Here is a 24,443-nt window from a genome sequence, read left to right as displayed (position 1 = left end):
GGTACGGCCAGAGGGACCGCGGCAGCCGCCGCCATGGCGATGGCCGCGGTCCTCGCCGGCTGCGGTTCCGACAGCGGCGCCGGCGGCGGCAGGACACTCACCGCCTACGTCTACGGCGACGACGCGGTGAAGGTTCAGCAGGCTGCGGTGGACGACTTCAACAAGTCGTCGGACGTCAAGGTCAAGCTGGTCTCCGTCCCCGGCGCCGAGTACGTCAACAAGCTCCGCACCGCCATGGGCTCGCCGAACGCCCCGGACATCTTCTTCAACTGGGGCGGCGGCTCCATCAAGCCGTACGTGGACGCGGGCCAGATCGTCGATCTGTCCCCGTACTTCGAGAAGGACGAGATCCTGCGGCGCGGATTCCTGCCGTCCGTCGTCGAGGCCGGCAGCCTCGACGGCAAGGTCTACGGCGTGCCGATGCGCGGCATGCAGCCCGTGATGCTCTTCTACAACAAGACGCTGTTCGCCGAGAACGGTTTGCAGCCGCCCAAGACCTGGGACGACCTGCAGAAGGCGATCAACACCTTCAAGGCGAAGAAGATCACGCCCTTCGCGCTCGGCGGCACCGACGCCTGGACCCAGCTGATGTGGCTGGAGTACCTGCTCGACCGCATCGGCGGAGCAGACGTCTTCAAGAAGATCCGACACGGTGACTCGTCCGGCTGGGGCGACCCGGCCGTGCTCGAGGCCGCGCAGAAGGTGAAGGAACTGATCGACGACGGCGCCTTCGGCAAGAACTTCAACTCCGTCTCGTACGCAGGCGGCGGCGCCCCCGCCCTCTTCGCCCAGGGCAGGGCGGCGATGCATCTGATGGGGTCGTGGGAGTACTCGACCCAGCTGGGCAAGGCGCCCGACTTCGTCAAGAAGGACCTCGGCTGGACCGCGTTCCCGACCGTGGCCGGCGGCACCGGTGACCCGAACAGCGTGGTCGGCAACCCCACCAACTACTGGTCGATCAACGCCCGCACCAAGCACAAGGACGCCGCCATCGACTTCCTGAAGACGATGGCGTCGAAGGAGTACTCGCAAGCGCTCGTCGCAGGCGGCGACATCCCCACCACCGCCAACGCGTCGCAGCTGCTCGAGAAGTCCCCCAACCCCGAGTTCGCCGCCTTCCAGTACGAGATGGTCCAGCTGGCCCCGAGCTTCACACTCTCCTGGGACCAGGCACTGGAGGCGAACAAGGCCACCCCGATGCTCACCGAGATCAACAAGCTGTTCGCGGGCAAGTCCACACCCGAGCAGTTCGTCGCGGCTCTGAAGGCTCTCAAGTAACCATGACAGTTGTTTCCACACCGCTCGAGAAGCAGCGGAGCAGAGCGGCGGCCGCCCCCGGGCGCGGCCGCCGCACCGCGGCGGGCGGAGGCTTCGGCCGCCCCTCCGTCGCCTGGGCAGTGCCCGGCATCGTCTTCTTCGGGCTCTTCGCGATTGTGCCCATGGCCCTGGCCGTCTGTCTGTCGTTCACCTCCTGGGACGGCCTCACCGCCCCCACCCTGATCGGGTTCGACAACTGGACCCGGCTCTTCAAGGACCCCGAATTCCGCCAGGCCGGCCGGCTGAGTCTTCTGCTGACCGTCATCAGCTGGGCCTTCCAGACCCCGATCGCCCTGATGCTGGGCGTCTGGGCGGCCGGCCGGCAGCGAAACCGTGCCGTGCTGTCCGCGGTCTTCTTCGTACCGCTACTGCTGTCCACCACGGCGATCGCGGTGCTCTTCCACGCCCTACTCGACCCCAACTTCGGCGTCATCAAGGAGATCGGGCCGTGGATCGGGATCGACCCCAACATCCTCAGCTCGTCCACCGGCGCGCTGCTGACCGTGGCCTTCGTCGGCGGCTGGCAGTTCATGCCGTTCCACACCCTGATCTACCAGGGCGGTACGCGTCAGATCCCCCAGGTGCTCCACCAGGCCGCGTCGATCGACGGAGCGGGACCCGTCCGGCAGTTCTTCTCGATCACGCTGCCACAGCTGCGCAACACCGTCACCACCTCGTCGGTGCTGATGATCGTCGGCTCGCTGACGTACTTCGACACCGTGCTCATCATGACCAAGGGCGGCCCGGGGACCGACACCACGATCGTGCCCTACCTGATGTACCGGACCGGCTTCCAGAGCTACGACCTCGGCTACGCCAGCGCCATCGCCACGGCCCTCGTCGTGGTGGCGACCGCCCTGTCGCTGCTGATGGTGAAGTTCAGCGGATTCGGGTCGATGCGCTCCACCCGTGAAGGGATGTGACCCGATGACCGCACACCTGACCACCGCACCTCGCGTGCGGCCGAAGGCGCGCCGCCGGCCGAAGGGCAACCCGCTCGTCGGTCTCGGGACGCTGGCCTGGCTCGTCGTCGTCCTGGTGCCGTTCTACACCCTTCTCTCCTCGTCGCTGACCCGCCAGGACGCCGCGCTCGACGGCAACCCGCTGGCCTTCCCGGCCCGTCCGACGCTCGAGAACTACAACACCGTTCTCGGCAGCGGATTCCTCACCCTGCTCACCAACACGGCGATCGTGGCGGCCGCGACCGTCGCCATCGTGCTGCTGCTCTGCGTCCCCCTCTCCTATGTGGCCGTACGCACCCGCAGCCGGCTGTCGTCGCTGGCCTTCAGGACCTTCCTGCTCGGCGTCGCCATCCCCGCGCAGGCGGTCGTGGTGCCGCTGTACCTGCTCATCGCCGAGACGGGCCTCTACGACTCACTGGCCGCCGTCATCCTGCCGACCGCGGCGTTCTCGATGCCCGTCGCCGTGCTGGTGCTCACCTCCACCCTCCGGGACATCTCCGAGGAGCTGTACGAGGCGATGGCGCTGGACGGGGCGACGCCGCTGCGGATGCTGTGGCAGCTCGCCGTACCCATGTCGCGCGCCGGAATCAGCACGGTCGCGATCTTCTCCGCGCTCCAGGCGTGGAACGGCTTCCTGTTCCCGCTGATCCTCACCCAGTCCGAGGAGCAGCGCGTGCTGACCCTCGGACTCTTCAACTTCATGGGCCAGTTCGGGCTCAACGTCCCCGCCCTGCTCGCGGCCGTCGTGCTCTCCGTGATCCCCATCTTCACGGTCTATCTCTTCGCCCGACGCGCCCTGGTCAACGGCCTGATGGGCGTCGGCGGCAAGTAACCCGCCGCCGAGTTCGCACACTTGCCACCACCGAGAGGAACCCCTGCCCGATGGCAATTCCGCATGCCCCGGACGCGCCCACCGCCCCCCTCCCCGGCGACGCCTCCGCCCCCGGCACCGAGGGCCCCTGGCGGGACCCGTCCCTCCCCGCCGAGGCACGGGTCGAGGACCTCATGGGCCGCATGACCCTCGAGGAGAAGACCGCCCAGCTCTACGGCGTGTGGGTGGGTGCCGACGGCGACGGGGACGGCGTCGCGCCCCACCAGAACGACATGGTCGCCCCGGTCGACTGGGACACCCTCATCACCCGCGGGCTCGGCCAGCTCACCCGCCCCTTCGGCACCGCCCCCGTCGACCCGGCGACCGGCGCGGTGGCCCTCGCCCGCGCCCAGCGGCAGATCACCGCCGCGAACCGCTTCGGCATCCCGGCGCTCGCCCACGAGGAGTGCCTGGCCGGGTTCACCGCGTGGTCCGCCACCGCCTACCCCGTACCGCTGGCCTGGGGCGCCACCTTCGACCCCGGCCTGGTGGCGGCCATGGCCCGCCGCATCGGCGCGGACCTGCGCGCCGTCGGCGTGCACCAGGGCCTCGCACCCGTGCTCGACGTGGTGCGCGACCTCAGATGGGGCCGGGTGGAGGAGACCATCGGCGAGGACCCGTATCTCGTCGCCACGGTCGGCACCGCCTACGTCCGGGGGCTGCAGTCCACCGGGATCGTCGCCACCCTGAAGCACTTCGCCGGGTACTCCGCGTCCGCCGGCGCCCGCAATCTGGCCCCGGTCCGCGCCGGCGCCCGGGAGCTCGCGGACGTCATCCTCCCGCCGTTCGAGATGGCGCTGCGCGACGGCGGCGCCCGCTCGGTGATGCACTCGTACGCCGAGATCGACGGCGTGCCGGCCGCCGCCGACACCCGGCTGCTCACCGGACTCCTGCGGGACTCCTGGGGCTTCACCGGCACCGTCGTCGCCGACTACTTCGGCATCGGCTTCCTCGAGACGCTCCACAAGGTCGCCGCCGACCCCGGCGACGCCGCCCGCCTCGCCCTGACGGCAGGTGTCGACGTCGAACTGCCGACCGTCCGCTCCTACGGCGACGCACTCGTCGACGCCGTGCGGGACGGTACCGTGCCCGAGGCCGCTGTGGACCGCGCACTGCGCCGGGTGCTGCTCCAGAAGTGCGAACTGGGGCTGCTCGACCCCGACTGGTCGCCGCTGCCCGACGTGCTCGGCGGATCGGACGACCCGGCGTCCGTGCGCGGCACCGTCGACCTGGACGCGCCCGCCAACCGTGCAACCGCCCGGCTGATGGCGGAGCAGTCCTGCGTACTGCTCGCCAACGCGGGCGGCGCCCTCCCGCTCCGCGACGCCCGCCGCATCGCGGTCGTCGGTCCCCGGGCCGACGATCCGCTGGCCATGCTCGGCTGCTACTCCTTCCCCAGTCATGTAGGCGTCTCGCACCCCGACGTGCCCCTCGGCGTCGACATCCCCACCGTGCTGGCGGCGCTGACCGACGAGTTCCCCGACGCGGCCGTCCGCCACGCCGCCGGCTGCGACGTCGACGGGCCGGACACTTCCGGCATCGCCGACGCGGTGCGGCTGGCGGCCGACGCCGACGTCTGCGTGGCCGTCCTCGGCGACCGGGCCGGGCTCTTCGGCCGCGGCACCTCCGGCGAGGGCTGCGACGCGGCCGACCTCTCGCTCCCGGGCGTCCAGGCCCGGCTGCTGGACGCCCTGCTGGCCACCGGCACGCCGGTGGTGGCCGTGCTGGTGACGGGCCGGCCGTACGCCCTGGGCCGCTGGGCGGACCGGCTTGCGGCCGTGGTGCAGGCGTTCTTCCCCGGCGAGGAGGGCGGTCCCGCACTGGCCGGCGTCCTCTCCGGGCGCGTCAACCCGTCCGGCCGACTGCCGGTCGGGGTTCCGCACGGGCCGGGCGGCCAGCCCTGGACGTACCTCCAGCCGCCGCTGGGGCTCGCGGGCGGGGTGAGCAATCTCGACCCGACCCCGCTGTACCCCTTCGGCCACGGGCTCTCCTACACCACGTTCGCCTGGGAGGCCGGCGCGGCCGCGCCGGCCGGGATCCCGACCGACGGCTCCGCGGACGTCGAGGTCGTCGTACGCAACACCGGGGACCGCGACGGCGCGGAAGTCGTCCAGCTCTATCTGCACGACCCGGTCGCCCAGACCACCCGGCCCCAGGCACAGCTGATCGGCTACGCCCGGGTGCCCCTCGCGGCGGGTGAGGCGGCACGGGTTCGTTTCCGCTTCCACACCGACCTCGCCTCGTTCACGGGCGTCGGCGGCCGTCGGATCGTCGAACCGGGCGACCTGGAGCTCCGGTTCGCGGCCTCCAGCGCGCCGCAGGACGTCCGGCACACGGTACGGCTGCGCCTGACCGGCCCGGAGCGCGGATGCGGCCACGGCCGCGTGCTGCACTGCGACACCGAGGTGGCCCCGGTCACCGCCTGACCGCGGCAGCCGCGAGAACCCCCGGGAGCGAGCTGCTCCCGGGGGTTCTTTGTGCTCCCTCGAAGGTGCCGGGCACCGGCGAGTACCTGACCAGGCAGGCTTGGAGCAGCACGCTGTAACCCCGGGCCTGCGCCTGGAGCTTGATGTTGTCCGCGGGCATCGGCATCCGCACGTCGGCCCTCCGTGACGGCGCTCTCCATACCGAGGTCGTCGAACCGCTTCAGGTTGGCCGCCACGTCGGAGGGGAAGCCGTACTGGACGGCGAAGTGCCCCTGGAGGCCGACGCCGTCGACCGGCACGCCCTCCCGGCGCAGCTGCTTCACCAAGCTCGTACAGGGCGGTGCTCGTCCCAACTGCCAGATCCGGCCCTCGAAGTGCCGCACCTCCGCGGTGATGTGGCGGCACAGGTTTCGAAACTTTCGGAAGTTTTATGCGCAATTTTCTGGGAACCTGGAGCCTGGCAAATCGGCGGTCAATCCCCTCGCACGGAACTCGCACCGACGGGTGTGTGTGCCGCCGTGAGATCAGCGGAAGATGCGATCCTCGGGACGAGGACGCATCCGAACGCCGTCGGCGCAGGGAGGCCTGACCGCATGTCACAGAACGGGTCGCAGAGCAGGTCGCAGCACAGGGCGCGGCGGCGGTCGCAGGGGAGCGGCTGGGCCAACCCGCTGAGGGACCCGCTCGACCGGCGGCTGCCCCGTATCGCCGGCCCCTCCGGACTGGTGATCTTCGGGGTCACCGGTGACCTGTCGCGCAAGAAGCTCATGCCCGCCGTCTACGACCTGGCGAACCGGGGGCTGCTGCCCCCGGGCTTCTCGCTCGTCGGCTTCGCCCGCCGGGAATGGCAGGACCAGGACTTCGCCGAGGAGGTCCGCCAGGCCGTCAGGGAGCACGCCCGCACCCCCTTCCGCGAGGAGGTCTGGAACCAGCTCTCGGAGGGGATGCGCTTCGTCCAGGGCGACTTCGGCGACAACGCCGCCTTCGAGCAGCTGAAGGCCACCGTCGAGGACCTCGACAGGTCTCAGGGCACGGGCGGGAACTTCGCGTTCTATCTCTCCGTGCCGCCGAAGTTCTTTCCCGAGGTCGTCCAGCAGCTGAAGGACCACGGGCTGTCGGACGCCCCCGAGGGGTCCTGGCGCCGGGCGGTGATCGAGAAGCCGTTCGGCCACGACCTGACGAGCGCCTGCGACCTCAACGAGATCGTGCACGAGGTGTTCGCGCCCGACGAGGTCTTCCGGATCGACCACTACCTGGGCAAGGAGACGGTCCAGAACATCCTGGCGCTGCGGTTCGCGAACACGCTGTTCGAGCCGATCTGGAACCGGTCGTACGTCGACCATGTGCAGATCACGATGGCCGAGGACATCGGTATCGGCGGCCGCGCCGGGTACTACGACGGCATCGGCGCCGCCCGTGACGTGATCCAGAACCACCTCCTCCAGCTGCTGGCGCTGACCGCGATGGAGGAGCCCGCCTCCTTCGACGCGGACGCCCTCGTCACCGAGAAGCTGAAGGTCTTCAAGGCCGTCAAGGTGCCCGCCGACCTGGCCCGGTCCACCGTGCGCGCGCAGTACGCGGCGGGCTGGCAGGGCGGCGAGAAGGTCCTCGGCTACCTTCAGGAGGAGGGCATCGCCCCCGACTCGAGGACCGACACCTACGCCGCGATCAAGCTGGGGATCGACAACCGCCGCTGGGCGGGCGTCCCGTTCTATCTGCGCACCGGCAAGCGGCTCGGCCGCCGCGTCACCGAGATCGCGGTCGTCTTCCAGCGCGCCCCGCACTCGCCGTTCGACTCCAGCGCCACGGAGGAGCTCGGCGAGAACGCGCTCGTCATCCGGGTCCAGCCGGACGAGGGCGTCACGGTGCGGTTCGGCTCCAAGGTGCCGGGTACATCGATGGAGCTGCGCGACGTGACGATGGACTTCGCCTACGGGGAGTCGTTCACGGAGTCCAGCCCCGAGGCGTACGAACGCCTCATCCTCGACGTGCTGCTGGGGGACGCCAACCTCTTCCCGCGGACCGAGGAGGTGGAGGAGTCCTGGCGGATCCTCGACCCCGTCGAGGAGTTCTGGGACCGCAGCGGCGAGCCGGCGCAGTACCCGGCCGGCACCTGGGGCCCCGCCGAAGCGGACGACATGCTCGCACGAGACGGACGGAGCTGGCGCAGGCCATGAAGACCGACCTCACCGACACCACGGCCAGCAAGATCAACAAGGCGCTCGTCCGGGGCCGCCGCGAGATCGGCACCCCGGCCGTCGGCATGGTGCTCACCCTGGTCATCGTCACCGACGAGGAGAACGCCTACGACGCCATCAAGGCGGCGGGAGACGCCTCCCGTGAACACCCCTCCCGCACCCTCGTCGTCATCAAGCGCCACGCCCGCTCGCCGCGCGAACGCCACGAGGCCCGCCTCGACGCCGAGGTGCGCCTCGGCAGCGACGCCGGAGCCGGCGAGACCGTGCTGCTGCGCCTGCACGGCGAACTCACCCAGCGCGCCGACTCGGTGGTGCTCCCGCTGCTGCTGCCCGACGCCCCCGTCGTCGTCTGGTGGCCGGTGGACGCCCCGCCCGTACCCGCCAAGGACCCGCTCGGGGCGCTCGCGCAACGGCGCATCACCGACGCGTACGCGGTGGAGCGGCCGATCGAGGAACTGGACGCCCGCGCCGCCGGGTACGAGCCGGGCGACACCGACCTCGCCTGGACCCGGCTCACGCCGTGGCGCTCCATGCTCGCCGCCGCGCTGGACCAGGCGCGGGCCGAGGTCGTCTCCGCCGTGGTCGAGAGCGAGGCCGACAATCCCAGCGCCGAGCTGCTCGCCCGCTGGTTCACCGCCCGGCTGAAGGTGCCCGTCGAACAGGTCGTCACCGAAGGGCCGGTGGTCACCGCCGTCCGGCTGCGCACCGTGGACGGTGAGATCCACATCGACCGGCCGGAAGGGCCCGTCGCCCGGCTGAGTATTCCCGGGCAGCCGACCCGGGTCCTCGCCCTGAAAGTACGGAGCACGGCGGAGCTCATCGCCGAGGAACTGCGCCGGCTCGACCCGGACGAGGCATACGCCGCGGCACTGCACGCCGCTGTCACCGCGCCCGCGCCGGAAAAGGCCGCGGACACCATGTGAGGAAACTCACCGCAATTACTCGGTGACTCAGGGGAAGGGTGGAGCGCGGCGGTCGCTCCACCCCTTGTGCATTTTTGTGAGGCGGCGTCAGGCGCCCGCGGTCTGCCGCGAATCTGCACACCGAATGCTCAGGCGGCACATCGCCTCCTCAACCCCATCCCCGGGCTGACCTGCAACTATCTGCCTCTGGGCGGGAATGTCCACTTCGCCGCCCGCCGGCCGGGAGCCTCGGTGGGCCGCGAGTTCGACCATTTGGTGAAGAAAATGGAGCCGATTCATGCAGGGGTGTCCACGCGGCAGTAATGAGTAGCCGCTTTCTGTGCAGATCCGCTCCTCGCGATTGGCTGCTCAACGCCCTTACATGCTTTGATCCTTCGCACTGCGGGATTCGAAGACGGTTCCCGGATCCGGGAATCCCCCCACGCCCGCTCGGCGACCGGCTTCGCTCTTTCGAGCGGCCGGGCGCAGTAATTTGCATATCCACCCGAAGGGAACTTCTCATGAGCTTCGTCCCCACCCAGGAGATCGCCGACTCCGAGCTCGACAACGTCGCGGGCGGCCTCCACAGCCACACGGTGGACAACGTCCTGGCCGCTGCTGACATCATCGCCCCGGTCTCCGGCACCGTCGCCACCGCCACCGGCCTCGTCGCCGGCGCCACCGGCATCAACGCCGCCGCCATCAGCGGCCCGGCCGCCGGCATCGTCGCGGGTCTCTAAGTCCCACGGCTCGCCGGCAACCGCTCTGCCGGCACAGCCGAGCTGTGTGCCCCGGAGCCGGCCAGGTTCCGGGGCACACAGTCGTGCGTCCCTGCTTCCGGCAGTGCCACGTACGAATCTCCCCGTATCCCCCGCAGTTGAGGCAAGAGCATCGTGCAGTTCCGCCAACAGGCCCTTTCCAAGCTGCAGTCGCCGGAAGAGATCGACCTTCCGGTGCGGTTCGCCCGGCCCCAGGGCCTGCTCGTGCTGATCGTCACCGTCGTCGTGATGATCGTGGCGAGTGCGTGGGCCGTGACGGGCACGGTGTCCTCCACGCTGGACGCGCCCGGCATCCTCACCCATGCCCAGGGCAGTTACGTACTCCAGAGCCCCGTCGCCGGCCAGGTCACCGAGGTCCTCGCAGAGGAGGGCGACCGGGTCCGCGCCGACGCGCCCCTGCTGAACGTCCGTACCGCGCAGGGCGACACCGTCGTCCGTACCGTCGCCGCCGGCCGGGTCACCGCGCTCGTCGCCACCATCGGGTCCGTCGTCACGCCCGGCTCCGACATCGCGGCGGTCGAACGGATCGAGAAGGCGGACGACCCGCTGATGGCGGTGCTGTACGTCCCCGCAGGGAGCGGCGCGTCGGTGCCCGTCGGCGCGAAGGTCGACCTCAGCGTCCAGTCGGTTCCGGCACAGCAGTACGGAGTGCTGCGCGGCCGGGTCAAGGCCGTCGGCAGGACCGCCCAGACCCGGCAGCGGATCACCGCGTTCCTCGGCAGCAGCCAGCTCGGCGAGCAGTTCTCGCAGGCCGGCCAGCCCGTCGCCGTGCTGGTCGCACTGGACCGCACCGAGGGCACCGGGTCCGGCTACCGGTGGTCGTCCTCCGACGGGCCGCCGTACCCGCTCGAATCCATGACCCTGACCGGCGGTGCCGTCCACCTCGCAGAGCAGCGCCCGATCGATTGGCTGCTGCCGTGACACAGACCGACCACAACGCACCCGCTCCCGGCCGGCAGCTGCCGCCCGCGGGACGCGGCAGGCACCGCCCGGAAGCAGCGGCCCAGGGCGGCCGGCGCGGCGGGTCGCGCCGGGCCGCGCCGCCGGCGCGCCGCAAGCAGCGGCGCACCAGGCAGCCCCGCGCCGTCCGCACCCCCACCGTGCTCCAGATGGAGGCCGTCGAGTGCGGTGCCGCCGCCCTCGCCATGGTCCTCTCCCACTACGGGCGCCATGTGCCGCTCGAGGAACTCCGGATCGCCTGCGGCGTCTCCCGGGACGGCTCGCGCGCCAGCAACGTGCTCAAGGCGGCCCGCAGTTACGGACTGACCGCCAAGGGCATGCAGATGGAGGCGTCCGCGCTCGCCGAGGTGCAGCCGCCCGCCATCCTGTTCTGGGAGTTCAACCACTACGTGGTCTACGACGGCACGGCACGCCGGTTCGGCCGGCGCGGCGTGCACATCAACGACCCCGACAAGGGCCGCCGGTTCGTGCCGGAGGAGGACTTCGACACCAGCTTCACCGGGGTCGCCCTGGTACTCGAGCCGGACCGGAACTTCCGCAAGGGCGGCCGCAAGCCGGGCATCATGTCGGCCGTACCCGCAAGGCTCCGCGGGACCGCGGGCACCCTGTTCGCCGCCTTCCTCGCCAGCCTGCTCCTCGTCGCGGTCGGCGCGGCGGTCCCCGCGCTGAGCCGTACCTACATCGACATGTTCCTGATCGGCGGCCGTACCTCGCTGCTCGGGACGCTGTTCACCGCCATGGCCGTGATGGTGGCCCTGACCGCCGTGCTCACGGGGCTGCAACAGGCGAACCTGCTGCGCGGCCGGCTCATCTCCTCCACCCTGAGCAGCGCCCGTTTCCTGCGCCATTTGCTGCGGCTGCCCGTCACGTTCTTCGCCCAGCGCAGCCCGGCCGACCTGGTGCAGCGGCTGCAGTCCAACGACGCCGTGGCGGAGACCCTCGCCCGTGACCTCGCCGCCGCCGCCGTCGACGGCATCGTGGTCATCCTCTACGCCGCGCTGCTGTGGAGCTACGACCCGCAGCTCACCGTGCTGGGAGTGCTCATCGCGCTCCTGAACATCGTGGCGATGCGCATCGTCATCCGGCTCCGCGCCACCCACACCCAGAAGCTGCGCGCCGACAGCGCCCGCCTCACCAACACCTCGTACACCGGCCTCCAGCTGATCGAGACCATGAAGGCCACCGGCGCGGAGAACGGCTTCTTCCGCCGCTGGGCGGGCCAGCACGCCACCACTCTGGACGTCCAGCAGCGCCTCGGCGTGCCCAGCGCCGTGCTGGCCATCGTGGCGCCCACCCTCGCCACCCTCAACAGCGCTCTCATCCTCTGGATCGGCGGACTGCGAGCCGTCGAAGGACATATATCGATCGGTCTCCTTGTCGCCTTCCAGGCACTGGTGGCCCGCTTCACCGCGCCCATCACCCGGCTGAACGGCGTGGCCGGCCGGATCCAGGACTTCGCCGCGGACATGACGCGACTCAAGGACGTGGAGAGCTTCCCCGTCGACCCTCTCTACTCCCGCGACGAACCCGACCCGAGCAGCCGCCGGCTCAAGGGCCATGTGACGCTCGAGAACATCACCTTCGGCTACAGCCCGCTCGACGCGCCGCTGCTCAGCGGTTTCTCCCTCACCGTCGGCCCGGGACAGCAGGTGGCCCTCGTCGGCGGCTCCGGCAGCGGCAAGTCCACCGTCTCCCGGCTGATAGCGGGCCTCTACAGTCCGTGGGAGGGGACCATCCGCATCGACGGGCGTCTCCTCGCGGACATTCCCCGCGGCGCGCTCGCCGCCTCCGTCTCCTTCGTCGACCAGGACATCTTCCTCTTCGAGGGCACCGTCCGCGACAACGTGACCCTGTGGGACCCGTCCGTCCCGGACGAGGCCGTGGAGAACGCGCTGCGGGACGCGGCGGTCCACGACGTGGTGATGCGCCGCCCCGACGGCATCCACAGCCGCGTCGAACAGGACGGCCGCAACTTCTCCGGCGGACAGCGCCAGCGCCTCGAGATCGCCCGCGCGCTGGTACGCCGGCCGAGCATCCTGGTCCTCGACGAGGTCACCAGCGCCCTCGACGCGGAGACCGAGCGGATCATCATCGACAATCTGCGCCGGCGCGGCTGCGCCTGCGTCGTGATCGCCCACCGGCTGAGCACCGTGCGCGACAGCGACGAGATCGTCGTGCTCGACCACGGCACCGTCGTCGAACGCGGCCGCCACGAGGACCTGGTGGCCGCCCAGGGGCCGTACGCCCAGCTGGTCAAGGAGTACTGACGTGTCGTCCGTCCACCTGCCGCCCACCGGCGGCCACCACCAGGCGCCCGCACAGTCCGACGCGGTGATCCACGCACTCGGCGGGCTGGGAACGCCCGTCGACTGCACCGGTCTGCGCAGTCTTCCGCTGGAAGGGCCGCTGGTGCTGTGGCTCGTCATGGGCGGCGCGCTCGACCTGTTCGCCGTGGACGCCGTCGAACAGGGCCACTGGCACTTCCTCGGCCGTCTCGAACCCGGCACGCTCCTCCTCGGCCCGGTCGAGGGCTCCCGGCACACCCTGACCGGCCGGCCCTCGCAGGACTGTCTGTTGCGCCGGATCCCGCTGCGGGAGCTGTACGTGCCGGAGTACGGGGAGCCGTACCCGCCCGCGTACCAGGATCCTTACGGCCGGACGGCCGCCACCCAGCTCGAGTACGCCTTCGGCCTGGGCGTCGGCCGCGGCCTCGGAGTGCTGTTCGAGGCGCCGCTGGAGGGCCGCCCCGCCACAGAGGAGGCCCTGGCCGACGACGACGTCCTGTGGATGCAGGTCGAGCCGGGCAGCGTGCAGTACGGCGCCTCCTACAGTGCGGAGGCGGCGGGCGACCTGCTCGTCGAGGGCGCCTTGTGGCAGCGCATGGTGAACCAGCAGTACCGGTTGCTGTCCGCCGTGGACGGCTGGATCGAGGAACTGGAGCGGGCCCACGAGGACCGGACGGCCGCCGGTATCAAGGCCGGTGCCGACGCCGGTGCCCGCGCCGACGAGGCACTGCTCGCCTCCATCGGCAGAGGGGACCGGGCCTCGCGCGGCCACGGGGGAGCGGACGGCGACGACACGCTCCTCGCGGTGTGCCGCCATGTCGCCCGCGCCGCCGGGATCACCCTGACCGACCCGCCGAAGAGCGGCTTTGGCGGGGACCGCGTCGGCCCCGTCGAACGCATCGCCGTCGCCTCCCGCGTCCGCACCCGTCCGGTCCGCCTCCAGGGCCCCTGGTGGCGCAGCGACGCGGGCCCGCTCGTGGGCCACCGGGCAGCCTCCGGCGCGCCCGTCGCACTGATCTGGCGCCGCGGACGCTACGAGGCGGTCAACCCGGTCACCGGCTCACGGACGCGGATCGGCACGGAGAACGCGGACGAGTTCGAGGACCGGGCCGTCATGTTCTACCGGCCGCTGCCCGAGCAGCCTTCGAACCTCCGGCGGCTGGTGCGCTTCAGTCTCCGCGGCACCCGCATGGACCTGCGGAACCTGCTGATCTCCGGTCTCGTCACCGTCGTGCTCGGCGCGCTCGTGCCCATCGCCACCGGAAAGGTACTCGGTGTCTACGTACCCAACGCGCAGGCAGGCCTGATCGTCCAGGTCTCGCTCGCCGTCATGATCGCGAGCGTCGTCTCCGCCGCCTTCATGCTGCTGCAGAACCTGACCGTCCTGCGGATGGAGGGCCGCATCGAGAGCACCCTGCAGCCCGCCGTCTGGGACAGGCTCCTGCGGCTGCCCACCAGGTTCTTCGCGGAGCGGTCGACCGGAGAACTGGCCAGCGCCGCCATGGGCATCAGCTCCATCCGCCGGGTCCTGTCCGGCACCGGCCCGGTGGCCCTGCAGTCGGTCACCGTCGGCACGATGAACGTCGTCCTGCTGCTCTGGTACAGCGTGCCGCTGGCGCTCGCCGCCATCGGAATGCTGCTCGTCATCGGAGCGGTGTTCCTCGGCATGGGCCTGTGGCAGGTCCGCTGGCAGCGCAGACTGGTGGAGCTGAACAACAAGCTCAACAACCAGGCGTTCCAGACCCTGCGGGGCCTGCCGAAACTGAGGGTCGCGGCAGCGGAGAGCTTCGCGTACGCCGCCTGGGCACGGCGGTTCGCCCGCTCCCGCGAACTGCAGCAGCGGGTGGGCCGCATCAAGAACCTGACCACCGTTCTCGACGCCGTCTATCTGCCGCTCTGCTCGCTCATCATGTTCATGCTGCTCGCCGGGCCGGCCCGCGGGACGATGTCGGCGGGCGAGTTCCTCACCTTCAGCACGGCCGTCACCATGCTGCTGACCTCCGTCACCCAGCTCACCGGCGTGCTCGTCTCCGCCGTGGCCGCGCTGCCCATGTTCGAGCTGGTGCGCCCGATTCTGGACGAGGAACCCGAGGTGCGCGGAGCCAGCGCGCAGCCCGGCACGCTGTCAGGCGCCATCGAGGCACGCAATCTGACCTTCCGCTACGCCGACGACGGTCCGTCCGTCCTCGACGACGTGTCGCTGCAGGTGCGGCCGGGGGAGTTCGTGGCCGTCGTCGGCCCCAGCGGCTGCGGCAAGTCCACCCTGCTGCGGCTGCTCATCGGCTTCGACCGTCCCGCCTCCGGCACCGTCCTCTACGACGGCCAGGACCTGGCCGCCCTGGACCCCGCCGCGGTACGCCGGCAGTGCGGAGTGGTGCTCCAGAACGCGCAGCCGCTCACCGGGTCCATCCTGGACTGCATCTGCGGCGCCGAGACGTTCTCCCAGGACGAGGTCTGGGAAGCCGCCGAGATGGCCGGCCTCGCGGAGGACATCAAGCGGATGCCGATGGGCCTGCACACCCTGATCTCCTCCGGCGGCGCCATCTCGGGCGGCCAGCGGCAGCGGCTGATGATCGCCCAGGCCCTGGTGCGCCGGCCGCGCGTGCTGTTCTTCGACGAGGCGACGAGCGCGCTGGACAACGAGACCCAGCGCGTTGTCATCGAGAGCACTCGCAGGCTGGACGCCACCCGCATCGTGATCGCCCACCGGCTCTCCACCGTCATGGACGCGGACCGGGTGATCGTGATGGAGGAGGGCCGTGTCGTGGAGGAGGGCCGCCCGGCCGACCTCGTCGCCGACGCCGGAGGCAGGCTCCATGAACTGGTACGGCGGCAACTGGCGTGACCGGGCCGCCGGGCCGCCCGGGGGCTACCGCCTGCGGTGCGTGCCGCCGCCGTCCGTGCGCAGCGCGTCGCCGACGAGCCTGACACCGCGGGCGAGGCGGCCGAGCTGCTCCAGCTCGACGGCGTACAGCCGGATCGTGTTCTCGATGACCGTCTCGGCGACGCCCAGCGTGGGCAGCTCCGCCCGGGACGTCTGCAGGGCCACCCGTACCGCCCGCATCTCGTGCTGCACCTGGAGCTGGGCGTGACGGGCCAGCAGGACGGGATGGCGGGTGAGCGTCGAGTAACCGGCGTACCGGGCGGGCAGCAGATCGCGCAGCCAGCGGGCGGCGCTGCGTTCCCAGTCGTGACTGCTCGGGGCTTTCACCTGGCAGGGCCAGTCCGGGCTCGTCGTGAAGAGGGGCTGGGACATCGTCGTCGCTCCGGGTGGTGCCGATGAACTCTGATCGAGAGAGGGTGCGGCGGTCCCGGCCCAGGGGTTGACCGGGACCGCCGAGGGGCGTCCGCGGCGGAATGCGGAGCCCGGATTGAACACCTTCAGGACGGCGCGAGGAGGGAGCGCCGTCCCTGGGTGTCCGATCGAGGGGAGGGCTCGGACGGGCCCTCGTGGCAACGGAGTGCCCCCGTGCCACAAGCAGTAAATATATATACCGTCGAGTACGCAAGAGTATGAAAAATTACATGCACCGCTGGGCATGAAAAAGTCCGGTAAGAGACCGGTTCGGGCTGTGAAAACCAGGTGGCTCAGTCGTCGATGAAGAAGTCGTGCTGGTCGGCCACCTGCTCGTAGCCCTCCAGCCGCAGCTGCGTGCGACCGGGATCCGCGTCGGCCATCGCCTGGAGCACGGCTGCCGAGAGCACCCCCGGCGCCGCGTACGAGTCGAACACCAGCCGCGAGCCCGTCGCCGCCGTCAGCGTCACATCGGCCTCGTCGACCAGCGGCCCGAGCGTCATATCGGTGATCAGAGCGACGCGCAGCCCCGTGCGGCGGGCCGCCCGCAGTGCCGCCAGTGTCTCGTTGGCGTGCCGCGGCATCGCGAAGGCCAGCACCCACGTCCCGCCGGCCGCCCGGGACTGGAGCAGCGCGTCGTAGGCCACGCTGCCGCCGCGGGTCACCAGCCGCACATCGGGGTGGATCCGGCGTGCGGCATAGGCGAAGTACTCCGCGAGCGACACCGAGATCCGCAGCCCGAGGACCGTCAGGGGCACCGAGAGCGCCAGCTCTCGCCCCACGCCGAGCACCCGGTCGGTGTCCGCGAGAACCCGCCGCAGGTTCTCCAGGTTCTGGATCTCGGCGTCGACCGCCGTCTGCAGTTCGTTGCGGCGGATCTCCGCCCGGCTCTCCGGGGAACCGGCGACCGCGCTGAGCGCGATCGGCTGCAACGCCTCCCGCAGCGCCGGGTATCCGCTGTAGCCCAGCGACGTGGCGAACCGGGTCACCGAAGGCTGGCTCACCCCGACACGTTCCGCGAGGTCCGTGATGGACAGGAACGCGGCCTCCGGCAGATGGTCGATGATGTACTGGGCGATGCGCCGCTGACCGGGGGAGAGCCGGTGGCCGCCGAGCAGTGCGAGGACCCGCTCCGCCGGAGCGGGCTCCTGCTCCTCCACCGGACCACCCGGGGTGATCGCGGCCGCCTGCGCACGTTCCTGCTGCCCTGATGGCACCGGTGTGCCCCCTTCTGTGTCCAGCCCGTCCTCAACATAGCCCACTTGCCGGGTTCGTCAGCGTGCTCGTCCGTACCCGTGGACGGTGCCGCGCCCGTTTCGCCGGCCGGTGACGTGCGGTGCCGTGCGGTGCGGCCACGCGCCGGCCCCGCGGCCGTACGGCGGGGCCGTACCGGAGGAGATGCGCCGCCCTGCCGCCGGGGAGCATGCTGGCAGGGTGACCTGGTACGGCAAGGGCGGGCCGGGGCCGCCCGCCGAGCACGCCTCGCATCCCGCGGGCACGGACAGGCACGACCCGCAGACGGACGAGCTCGCCATGGTCCTCGCTCAGGCGGAGGTGAGCGCCGTCGAGGCCGTCGGAGGCTTCGCCGGCGGTCTCTACCTGCGGTCCCGATCGCCGCAGCAGCTGCGGCTCGCCGTGATAGCCGGACTTCCGCTCAACCTGTTCCGCCACTGGTGGACCATGCATGTGAACCGGCCGTTCCCCCACTCGGACGTCTACCGCTCCGGACAGCCGGTGTACCTCGGGGACGCCGAGGAGGCCATGCGCCGCTACCCGCAGCTCATGGCGGGCCTCCCGTTCCCCTTCGGCTCGCTGTACGTGCCGGTAACCCATGAGCGCGAGTGTTTCGGCGTCCTCGCGGTCCTGCGGCCCGCCACCCCCGGCACGCCGGTCTCCGACGCCGACCGCCGGCGTATCCACCAGGTGGGCACCCGGCTCGGTGCCACACTGGCCGAGATGGCGCCGCACCGGCCACGCATCGAGTGGGACGCGGAACCGCTCGCCGTGACCCTGCAGTCCCTCACCTCACCGCCGCTGCGCATCGGCGCGTTCGACTGGGACCTCGAGGCCGGCACCGTGACCGGCGACGACGGCTGGCGCGCCATCCTCGGCGTACGGCCGGAGGACCTCCCCCTCACCGCGGAGGCGGTGGCCGCGCGGATGGAACCGGAGGACGCCTACGGGCTGTGGGCACTCGGCCGGCGGTCCGCCGAGTCGGACCAGCCGGTGACCCGCAGGATGCGGCTCCAGGGAGCCGACGGCCGGCCGCATCTGCTCGAACTCAACGGCCGCCGCCACCGCGAACCCGACGGGACGGGGGCCACGCACCTGGGCGGTTACCTCATCGACCTCGGCGCCGGCCCCGTCGTCGCCGAATCCGCCGACCGGCTTCCCTTCGGCGTCTGCTCGCTCGACCGCCTGGGCCGCATCACCTATATGAACGACAGCGCGGAACACCTCCTCGGCAGGCAGCGGACCGACCTGATCGGACGCGTCCTGTGGGAAGCCGTCGACCTGTTCGGGCCCGCTCACGAGGATCACTACCGGGCCGCGCTGCTGTCCCCCGACCCGGTCCACTTCCTCGTCCGGCACACCGACGAATGGCTCTCGGTCGCCCTCCACCCGGGCATCGACGGGCTGACCGTCACGCTCACCCGCGGAGAGCAGCCCGCCTACGTACCCAGCTCCATGGTCAGGCCCGGAGGCGGTATCGGATCACCGGCGGACCGGGCCGTGGCCCTGTACCGCCCGGTCGCCCTCGCCATCGCGCTGACCGAGGCGGTCACGGCCCGTCAGGTCTCCGCCGTGGTCACCGAAGAGCTGCTGCCCGCCTTCGGAGGCCGCCAGCTCGCGATCTACCTGCTGAGCAACCGTCATCTCCACCTCGCCTGGGAGACCGGGTTTCCGAAGGGGTTCCTCAACCGCTTCGACGGCGTGGGACTCGACGCCAAGCTGCCGGGCGTCGAGACCCTCACCTCCGGCCGGCCCCTCTTCTTCGAGTCGATGCAGCATCTCGCCGGCGCCTACCCCGGCATCCCTCTCGACGCCCACGTCGGGGCCAGGGCGTTTCTGCCGCTGATAGCCTCCGGTCGCCCCGTCGGCTCGTGCATCCTCGGCTTCGACCAGCCCCGTGGCTTCAGCCCGGAGGAGCGGACGGTCCTCACCGCGCTCGCCGGACTCATCGCCCAGGCCCTCGAGCGCGCCCAGCGCTACGACACCGAGGCGGCGCTCGCCCGTGGTCTCCAGGACGCGCTGCTGCCGCACCGGCTGCCCGTGGTGGAGCGGCTCGACACCGTGGGCCGGTACCTCGCGGGCACCCAGGGCATGGACGTCGGCGGCGACTGGTACGACGTCATCGACACCGGCGGAATACCGGCGCTGATCATCGGCGACGTACAGGGACACGGTGTGCAGGCCGCCGCCACCATGGGGCAACTGCGCAGCGCCGTCAGGGCACTCGCCGTCAGCGGGCACACCCCAGTGGAGGTGATGACCGGAACGAACCGGCTGATGATCGACCTCGACCCCGGGCTGTTCGCCAGCTGCTGCTACATCGTGCTCGACCCGGCCACAGGCCGCTGCCGGGCCGTCCGCGCCGGCCACCTCCAGCCCCTGCTGCGGCACCCGGACGGAAACACCGAGGTCCTCGACCTGCCCGGCGGCATCGTCCTGGGTGTCGACGCCGATGCCGTCTATCCGGTGACGGAGCTGACCCTGGAACCCGGCGCGGTGCTCGCCCTCTTCACCGACGGCCTCGTCGAACAGCCCGGGATCGACATCGATCTCGGCATCGAACGGCTGCGCCGCACCCTGTCCGACATGGGCTCCGGCCCGCTGGCGGACACCGCGGACCGGCTGATCAACGCGGCCCGGCAGACCGCCGACCGTCCCGACGACATCGCCCTGCTCCTCGCCGCCCGCTGGTCGGCACCGGCCTGACCGGACGCATCCGTCGCGAAGGCCCTAGCGTGGACCCATGACCGGCCACCCGCCCGCCCCGCCCCCCGAACCGGCAAGCGAGGACTTCCCCGGCCGGACGGCCCCGCACTGCACCGGCCTCGACGAACTGGACGCGGCCGTCAGCCGGTGCTGTGCCTGCCCCCGGCTGGTGGCGTGGCGGGAACAGGTCGCCGGGACCCGGCGGGCGGCGTTCGCCGCATGGGAGTACTGGGGCAGGCCGGTGCCCGGCTTCGGCCCCGCCGACGCGTCGCTCGCCGTCGTGGGACTCGCCCCCGCCGCGCACGGCGGCAACCGCACCGGCCGCATGTTCACCGGCGACGACTCCGGTGCCGTGCTCTTCGCCGCCCTGCACGCCGTCGGCCTCGCTTCGCAGCCGATGTCCACGCACCGCGGCGACGGCCTCGTCCTGCACGGCGTACGCGTCACCGCGCCCGTCCACTGCGCCCCGCCCCAGAACCGGCCCACGCCCGGCGAGCGGAACACCTGCCGCCCGTGGCTCGCGCGGGAGCTGTCGCTGCTGACAGGTCTGCGCGCCGTCGTCGTCCTCGGCGGCTTCGGCTGGCAGGCGCTGCTGCCCGTCCTGGATGCCGCCGGGTACCGACTGCCCAGGCCGCGCCCGGTGTTCGGGCACGGCGCTCATGTCGTACTGCCCGGCGCCGGCGACCGGCCGGAACTCCACCTGCTGGGGTGCTACCACCCGAGCAGGCGCAACGTGTTCACGCGGCGGCTCACCTTCCCGATGCTCGTCGACGTGCTCGGGCGCGCCGCGGGTGTCAGCGGCCTGGGACCCCGGTAGCCGCCGGTCCCTCGAGCGCCTCCAGCACCTTGTCGGGGGTGAGCGGCAGTTCCTTCAGCCGGACGCCCGTCGCATGACGCACCGCGTTGGCCACGGCCGCGGCGGTGCCTACGATGCCGATCTCGCCGATTCCCTTGCTGCCCATCGGGTTGAGGTGCGGATCGTCCTCCTCGATCCACCGCGCGTCGATCGAGTGGACGTCGGCGCAGACGGGCACGTGGTACGACGCCAGGTCGCACTCCGCGTAGTCCCCGAACCGCTCGTCCATCGTGCTGCCCTCCATCAGCGCCATCCCGATGCCCATCGTCATCCCGCCGATGAACTGGGAGCGCGCGGTACGGGCGTTGAGGATGCGGCCCGCCGCGTACACGCCGAGCATCCGGCGTACCGCCACCTCGCCCGTCACGGTGTCGACCTGCACCTCGCAGAACACGGCGCCGAACGCGTGCCGGGCGTGCGTGGGCTCCGCCGAGGTCTCCTCCCGGGTGTCGGCCGTGACGGTCACGCCCTCCGCCGGCAGCTCCCCGCCCAGCTCCGCGAGGCGTTCGGCCAGCAGCGCACCGGCCTTGTGGACCGCCCAGCCCCACGACGCCGTGCCGGAGGAGCCGCCGGCCAGCGGAGCCCGCGGCAGGTCCGAGCTGCCGATCTCGACGGACACGGACTCCAGGGGCACGTCCAGCGCCTCGGCCGCGATCTGCGCGAGCACGGTCCTCGCCCCGGTGCCGATGTCGGTGGCGTTGACCCGGATCCGGTGGATGCCGTCGCGGCCCGCGTGGGCCGTGGCGGAGGAAGGCGTGATGTACACGGGGTAGGTGCTCGCCGCGACTCCGGTGCCGAGCAGCAGATCACCCTCCCTGGTGACACCGGGGGCGTCGACGCGGTGCTGCCAGCCGAAGAGGTCCCGGCCGACGCGGAAACACTCGGCGAGATGCCTGCTGCTGAACGGCAGGCCCGAGTCGGGTTCGGTGTCCGGTTCGTTGCGCAGCCGCAGCTCGACCGGGTCCAGTCCGGTGGCGACGGCGAGTTCGTCCATCGCGCACTCCAGGGCGTACATCCCGGGTGTCTCGCCCGGTGCCCGCATCCACGACGGGGTCGGCACGTCCAGCGAGGTCACCCGGTGCACGGTGCGGCTGTTGGGGGAGACGTACATGACCCGGGCGGGCACCGCCGCCTGTTCCACGAACTCCTTCACCCGTGACGTCTGGGTGACCACCTCGTGGGCGAGCGCCGTGATCCGTCCGTCCGCACCGGCGCCGAGCCGGACATGATGCAGCGTCGGCGCCCGGTGCCCGACGACCGCGGGCATCTGACGCCGCGGCAGCGACACCTTGACGGGGCGCCCGGTGTGACGGGCGGCCATCGCCGCCAGCACCACCGGCGGCCGCGGCGTCCCCTTGGACCCGAAGCCGCCGCCGACGTGCTCCGACACCGCGGTGACCTGCGTCCTGTCCAGCCCGAACAGCTGGGCGAGGGCGTCCCTGACGGAACCCGAGCCCTGACTGGAGTCCCACACGGTCAGCCGGCCGTCGTGCCAGTGCGCGGTGGCGGCGTGCGGCTCCATCGGATGGTTGTGCAGAGCGGTGAGGCTGTACGAGGTGTCGACGCGGACCCCGGCCGCCGCGTACGCGCCCTCGAAGTCGCCCCGTTCGCGTACCGCCGGGTAGCCGCCGTTGGCCTCCTCTGGCGTGTACAGCCCCGGGTGCCGGTCGGTGAGCAGTACGTCGTGCTCCTCGGTCGCGTAGTCGACGCGCAGGGCGACGGCGGCCGCGCGGGCGTTCTCGAGGGTATCGGCCACGACCAGGGCGATGTGCCAGCCGCGGTGCGGGACACGGTCGTCCTGGAGCAGCCGGAGCGTCGGATCGTCCGGCTCCCCGAGACGGGGCGCGTTCTCGTGGCTGAGCACCTCGATCACGCCGGGCAGCTCGAGCACCTCGGCCGTGTGGAGGGCCGTCACCCGGCCCCTGGCGACGGCGGCGGGCACCGGCCAGCCGTACGCACAGCCCGACGGCGTGTGCTCGGCGGCGTAACGGGCGTGGCCGGCCACCTTCTCCCGGCCCTCCCGCCGTTCCACGGGGGCGCCCAGCACGGTGGTGGCCGCCCGGCTCATGACGGCTCCCCGGTGCCGTCGGTTCCGGCGGCCAGTCCGCTGAGCACGTCGACCGCGAGATTGCGGGCGAGCCGCACCTTGAACGCGTTGTCCCGCAGCGGCCGCGCCGCCACCAGCTCCGCCTCCGCCGCCCGGACGAAGGTCTCCCGGCTCACGAGGGCGCCGGCGAGCCGCTCCTCCGCCCGGTGCGCGCGCCACGGCCGGTGGGCGAGGCCGCCGAAGGCCAGCGCCGCGTGCCGGACCCGCCCGTCCTCGACCGCGAGGACCGCGGCGACGGAGACGAGGGCGAAGGCGAACGACGCACGGTCGCGGGCCTTGCGGTAGGCCGACCGCGCGCCGGCCGGCACCGGCGGCAGCTCCACACCGGTGACCAGCTCACCCGTACGGAGCTCGGTGTCCACCTGGGGACGGTCCCCGGGCAGCCGGTGGAAGTCGGTGACCGGCAGCGACCGGTCCCCGTCCGTCGAGTGCAGATGGACCGTGGCGTCGAACGCGGCGAGTGCCACGGCCATGTCCGAGGGATGGGTGGCGACACAGTGCTCGGAGTGGCCCAGCACGGCGAGGTCGCGGTGGACCCCTTCCCTGGCGGGGCAGCCGGTGCCCGGCGCGCGCTTGTTGCAGGGCTTGGAGATGTCCTGGAAGTACGTGCAGCGGGTGCGCTGGAGCAGGTTCCCCCCGGTCGTCGCCGCGTTGCGCAACTGCCCCGAGGCCCCGGCGAGCAGCGCCTGCGACAGCGCGAAGTAGCGCGTCCGGACCGCCGGATGCGCCGCCAGATCGCTGTTGCGCACGGCGGCGCCGATGAGGAGACCGCCTCCCGGTACGCCCTCCACCGTGTCGAGCGGCAGCCGGCTCACGTCGATGAGCACGTCGGGCGTCGCGACCCCCAGCTTCATCAGGTCGACGAGGTTCGTGCCGCCCGCGAGGTACTGCGCCCCCGTGTGCGCGGCGAACGCGGCGACGGCCTCCGCGGCCGTGCCGGGTCGGACATAGGCGAAGGGCTTCACAGGGTCACGTCCTCGATGGCCGACACGATGTTGGTGTACGCGCCGCAGCGGCACAGATTGCCGCTCATGCGCTCACTGATCTCTTCAGGCGTCAGTTCCACGGGCCCGTCGGCCCTCCGCGGGCCGGTCACCAGCGAGGGCCGGCCGTCGGCGGCCTCTGCCAGCATCCCGACCGCCGAGCAGACCTGACCGGGGGTGCAGTAGCCGCACTGGAGCGCGTCCCTGGCGACGAACGCCTCCTGCACGGGATGGAGTTCGCCCGCGGGCGCGAGTCCCTCGGCCGTGGTGATGTGCGCCTCGTCGTGGGACACGGCCGGCATCAGACAGCTGTTGACCCGCCGGCCGTCGGCGATCACGGTGCACGAGCCGCACTGGCCGTGGTCGCAGCCCTTCTTCGGGCCCGTCAGGTCCAGATGCTCGCGCAGGGCGTCCAGCACGGTGGTGCGGTTGTCGAGTGTCAGGGTGTGCCTGACTCCGTTGACATGCAGGGTGACCGTGGAGTGGTGGGCGCCCTCGCCGGTCGGGGCGCCCGAGGTCTCCGGTCGGCTGGTTGCGTCCACGCCGCAGCCCTTTCCGGTCGG

At 71.7% G+C, this 24,443-nt stretch carries 17 protein-coding genes and 1 pseudogene; 12 read left to right on the top strand and 6 right to left on the bottom strand.

The features are described from left to right. The first annotated feature begins 33 nt into the window (after positions 1 to 33). From OGH68_RS02720 to OGH68_RS02705, 4 genes are read left to right on the top strand one after another with little or no spacing between them, the layout of a single operon-like run. Positions 34 to 1,278 (top strand): extracellular solute-binding protein, encoded by a 1,245-nt coding sequence (locus OGH68_RS02720; RefSeq protein ID WP_264241699.1) that lies wholly within the window; start codon positions 34 to 36, stop codon positions 1,276 to 1,278. Between the two features lie 2 nt (positions 1,279 to 1,280). Beyond that, entirely contained in the window at positions 1,281 to 2,240 is a 960-nt protein-coding gene (locus OGH68_RS02715) for a carbohydrate ABC transporter permease (RefSeq protein ID WP_264241698.1), read from the top strand. A 4-nt stretch (positions 2,241 to 2,244) separates the two neighbouring features. Next, positions 2,245 to 3,111: a carbohydrate ABC transporter permease gene (locus tag OGH68_RS02710; RefSeq protein WP_264241697.1), complete on the top strand. Its 867-nt coding sequence runs from the start codon at positions 2,245 to 2,247 to the stop codon at positions 3,109 to 3,111. Between the two features lie 50 nt (positions 3,112 to 3,161). Beyond that, a complete protein-coding gene (locus OGH68_RS02705; RefSeq protein ID WP_264241696.1) occupies positions 3,162 to 5,576 on the top strand; it encodes a glycoside hydrolase family 3 N-terminal domain-containing protein in 2,415 nt (804 codons plus the stop codon). Between the two features lie 239 nt (positions 5,577 to 5,815). Here OGH68_RS02705 and OGH68_RS02700 read toward each other — a convergent pair. Beyond that, a pseudogene (locus OGH68_RS02700) lies at positions 5,816 to 5,875 on the bottom strand (hypothetical protein); the annotation flags it as partial. Positions 5,876 to 6,169: 294 nt separating this feature from the next. Here OGH68_RS02700 and zwf point away from each other — a divergent pair. From zwf to OGH68_RS02670, 6 genes are all read left to right on the top strand, one after another. Then, a complete protein-coding gene (gene zwf / locus OGH68_RS02695) occupies positions 6,170 to 7,753 on the top strand; it encodes a glucose-6-phosphate dehydrogenase (RefSeq protein ID WP_264241695.1) in 1,584 nt (527 codons plus the stop codon). Next, entirely contained in the window at positions 7,750 to 8,697 is a 948-nt protein-coding gene (gene opcA, locus OGH68_RS02690) for a glucose-6-phosphate dehydrogenase assembly protein OpcA (RefSeq protein ID WP_264241694.1), read from the top strand. Before zwf ends, opcA begins: the two co-directional genes overlap by 4 nt. 500 nt (positions 8,698 to 9,197) lie before the next feature. Further along, entirely contained in the window at positions 9,198 to 9,416 is a 219-nt protein-coding gene (locus OGH68_RS02685; RefSeq protein ID WP_264241693.1) for a type A2 lantipeptide, read from the top strand. A gap of 153 nt (positions 9,417 to 9,569) precedes the next feature. Continuing rightward, the gene (locus tag OGH68_RS02680; protein ID WP_264241692.1) at positions 9,570 to 10,376 is read left to right on the top strand and encodes an HlyD family efflux transporter periplasmic adaptor subunit; all 807 of its coding nucleotides are present in this window, start codon (positions 9,570 to 9,572) and stop codon (positions 10,374 to 10,376) included. Next, a complete protein-coding gene (locus tag OGH68_RS02675) occupies positions 10,373 to 12,682 on the top strand; it encodes an NHLP family bacteriocin export ABC transporter peptidase/permease/ATPase subunit (protein WP_264241691.1) in 2,310 nt (769 codons plus the stop codon). Before OGH68_RS02680 ends, OGH68_RS02675 begins: the two co-directional genes overlap by 4 nt. Position 12,683: 1 nt before the next feature. Then, the gene (locus tag OGH68_RS02670; protein WP_264241690.1) at positions 12,684 to 15,545 is read left to right on the top strand and encodes an NHLP bacteriocin export ABC transporter permease/ATPase subunit; all 2,862 of its coding nucleotides are present in this window, start codon (positions 12,684 to 12,686) and stop codon (positions 15,543 to 15,545) included. A 24-nt stretch (positions 15,546 to 15,569) separates the two neighbouring features. Here the strand turns inward: OGH68_RS02670 and OGH68_RS02665 are convergent, their stop codons facing one another. Further along, positions 15,570 to 15,956: a hypothetical protein gene (locus OGH68_RS02665; RefSeq protein WP_264241689.1), complete on the bottom strand. Its 387-nt coding sequence runs from the start codon at positions 15,954 to 15,956 to the stop codon at positions 15,570 to 15,572. A 332-nt stretch (positions 15,957 to 16,288) separates the two neighbouring features. After that, positions 16,289 to 17,212, bottom strand: coding sequence for a MurR/RpiR family transcriptional regulator (locus OGH68_RS02660; RefSeq protein WP_264241688.1), 924 nt, complete (start codon positions 17,210 to 17,212; stop codon positions 16,289 to 16,291). Between the two features lie 181 nt (positions 17,213 to 17,393). On the opposite strand from OGH68_RS02660, the gene OGH68_RS02655 reads away from it, so the two are divergent. Continuing rightward, complete coding sequence (locus OGH68_RS02655; RefSeq protein ID WP_413470924.1) at positions 17,394 to 19,934, top strand: SpoIIE family protein phosphatase; 2,541 nt, start codon at positions 17,394 to 17,396, stop codon at positions 19,932 to 19,934. Positions 19,935 to 19,971: 37 nt separating this feature from the next. After that, a complete protein-coding gene (locus OGH68_RS02650; protein WP_264241687.1) occupies positions 19,972 to 20,751 on the top strand; it encodes a uracil-DNA glycosylase in 780 nt (259 codons plus the stop codon). On the opposite strand, the gene OGH68_RS02645 is transcribed toward OGH68_RS02650, so the two are convergent. The 3 genes from OGH68_RS02645 to OGH68_RS02635 are packed head-to-tail and all read right to left on the bottom strand — an operon-like array spanning position 20,729 to position 24,422. Beyond that, positions 20,729 to 22,858, bottom strand: coding sequence for a xanthine dehydrogenase family protein molybdopterin-binding subunit (locus OGH68_RS02645; RefSeq protein ID WP_264241686.1), 2,130 nt, complete (start codon positions 22,856 to 22,858; stop codon positions 20,729 to 20,731). The genes OGH68_RS02650 and OGH68_RS02645 overlap by 23 nt on opposite strands. Then, positions 22,855 to 23,862: an FAD binding domain-containing protein gene (locus tag OGH68_RS02640; protein ID WP_264241685.1), complete on the bottom strand. Its 1,008-nt coding sequence runs from the start codon at positions 23,860 to 23,862 to the stop codon at positions 22,855 to 22,857. The genes OGH68_RS02645 and OGH68_RS02640 overlap by 4 nt, the downstream gene beginning before the upstream one ends. After that, positions 23,859 to 24,422 (bottom strand): 2Fe-2S iron-sulfur cluster-binding protein, encoded by a 564-nt coding sequence (locus OGH68_RS02635; RefSeq protein WP_264241684.1) that lies wholly within the window; start codon positions 24,420 to 24,422, stop codon positions 23,859 to 23,861. Before OGH68_RS02635 ends, OGH68_RS02640 begins: the two co-directional genes overlap by 4 nt. Positions 24,423 to 24,443 lie beyond the last annotated feature (21 nt).

This window comes from Streptomyces peucetius (assembly GCF_025854275.1).
In the GTDB taxonomy this organism is placed as follows: domain Bacteria; phylum Actinomycetota; class Actinomycetes; order Streptomycetales; family Streptomycetaceae; genus Streptomyces; species Streptomyces peucetius_A.
The sequence above is the reverse complement of the archived record's forward strand: the minus strand, read 5'-3'. Positions and strand labels throughout refer to the sequence as shown.

Bases quoted from the DNA above. Each gene is read 5' to 3' on its own strand.
- OGH68_RS02720 (WP_264241699.1), top strand. From the start codon at position 34: ATGGCGATGGCCGCGGTCCTCGCCGGCTGCGGTTCCGACAGCGGCGCC.
- OGH68_RS02715 (WP_264241698.1), top strand. From the start codon at position 1,281: ATGACAGTTGTTTCCACACCGCTCGAGAAGCAGCGGAGCAGAGCGGCG.
- OGH68_RS02710 (WP_264241697.1), top strand. From the start codon at position 2,245: ATGACCGCACACCTGACCACCGCACCTCGCGTGCGGCCGAAGGCGCGC.
- OGH68_RS02705 (WP_264241696.1), top strand. From the start codon at position 3,162: ATGGCAATTCCGCATGCCCCGGACGCGCCCACCGCCCCCCTCCCCGGC.
- zwf (WP_264241695.1), top strand. From the start codon at position 6,170: ATGTCACAGAACGGGTCGCAGAGCAGGTCGCAGCACAGGGCGCGGCGG.
- opcA (WP_264241694.1), top strand. From the start codon at position 7,750: ATGAAGACCGACCTCACCGACACCACGGCCAGCAAGATCAACAAGGCG.
- OGH68_RS02685 (WP_264241693.1), top strand. From the start codon at position 9,198: ATGAGCTTCGTCCCCACCCAGGAGATCGCCGACTCCGAGCTCGACAAC.
- OGH68_RS02665 (WP_264241689.1), bottom strand. From the start codon at position 15,956: ATGTCCCAGCCCCTCTTCACGACGAGCCCGGACTGGCCCTGCCAGGTG.
- OGH68_RS02655 (WP_413470924.1), top strand. From the start codon at position 17,394: ATGCGCCGCCCTGCCGCCGGGGAGCATGCTGGCAGGGTGACCTGGTAC.
- OGH68_RS02650 (WP_264241687.1), top strand. From the start codon at position 19,972: ATGACCGGCCACCCGCCCGCCCCGCCCCCCGAACCGGCAAGCGAGGAC.
- OGH68_RS02645 (WP_264241686.1), bottom strand. From the start codon at position 22,858: ATGAGCCGGGCGGCCACCACCGTGCTGGGCGCCCCCGTGGAACGGCGG.